A 1,162-nucleotide genomic window follows, 5' to 3' on the forward strand; every position below is an offset into this window, starting at 1 on the left:
GTGGCGGTGGTTTGGCGGGCGTCAGCGGCGGCGGTGGGCCGGCGAGTGCCAACGGCGCCGGTGGGCGCCTGCGGGCGGTCGGCTGACGGTGCGGGGCGGTCGGTACGAGCGGCGGTGACCTGGCCGGCGCCTGTGGCGTCGCTCAGCTGACGCGGCGCAGCCAGCGCCGCTGCCAGGGGGTCTCCACCGCCTTCGGGTGGTAGCCGGCCCGAACCCACGGCACCGCCCGCTCCACCGGCAGGCCGTCGAGGATCGCCAGCGCGGCCAGGGCCGTTCCGGTGCGACCCACCCCACCCCGACAGGCGACCTCGACGCGTTCACCGTCGTGCGCCCGCCGCAGCGCCTCCCGCAGGGCGTCGAGGGCTTCGGCGCGGTCGAGCGGCACCCAAAAGTCGGGCCACCGGATCCGCCGGTGCGGCCAGGCCGGTTCCGGACCAGGGGCCAGCAGCACGGCGAAGTCGGCGGACGAGGTCGTGGCAGCGATGCGGCGTCCGCGCACCGTCGCCCCGCTAGGGAGTACGAGTACGCCCGACTGCTCAGCCCACGGCAGCGCGTCAGTCACCCGGACATTGTGCCGCCACGCTCTGACAAATGAGCACAGACAGCGCTGCCCCCGGCCGATCGGCCGGGGGCAGCGCTGGTGTCGGTGTGCAGGTCGCCTCTCGGCGAGTGGCACGACGCGGCTCCAGCCGAACGGTATTCCGCGAAGGCAATATTAGGTGAGGCCCGGGGACACTGAGTCACACCGACACTGTCCACAACCAGCCCGCCCCCGACGTTGTTCCCCGCCTCCCGGGGCGTCTGCCCATCCGACCACACGGCCGACCCGTCGCCGTCGCCGTCGGTCGCAACGTTCCATGGCAACGGCCGGCCGCAACGCCTTGCCGTTCCGCTGGGTCCCGTCGCTGCCCCGTGGATTGCCTCACGACCACGACAGACACCATCGCCGCGCTTCGGCCCTGTCCAGCGAGATCTTGGACAGTTTCCGTTAGCACGGAACTCGCGCGGAACGGAAAGTGTCCAAGATCTGCGGGCGAAGTCGGTTGGTCGACGCCATCCGCCTCGGTTGGGGCCAGTTCGGTGGCGTTCGACGATCGGTGACAGCAGAAACGCCGCTGGCCGGCACCCCGGGTTGCGGGTGGCGGCCCGCGGGCCGGGGCGG

At 72.7% G+C, this 1,162-nt stretch carries 1 protein-coding gene; it reads right to left on the reverse strand.

The features are described 5' to 3' along the window. Positions 1-142: 142 nt before the first annotated feature. On the reverse strand, positions 143-562 hold the full coding sequence (locus ABZU52_RS32455; RefSeq protein WP_354974723.1) for a protein-tyrosine phosphatase family protein: 420 nt from the start codon (positions 560-562) through the stop codon (positions 143-145). Between the last annotated feature and the right edge of the window lie 600 nt (positions 563-1,162).

Source organism: Micromonospora sp. NPDC005220 (genome assembly GCF_040607895.1).
GTDB lineage: Bacteria > Actinomycetota > Actinomycetes > Mycobacteriales > Micromonosporaceae > Micromonospora.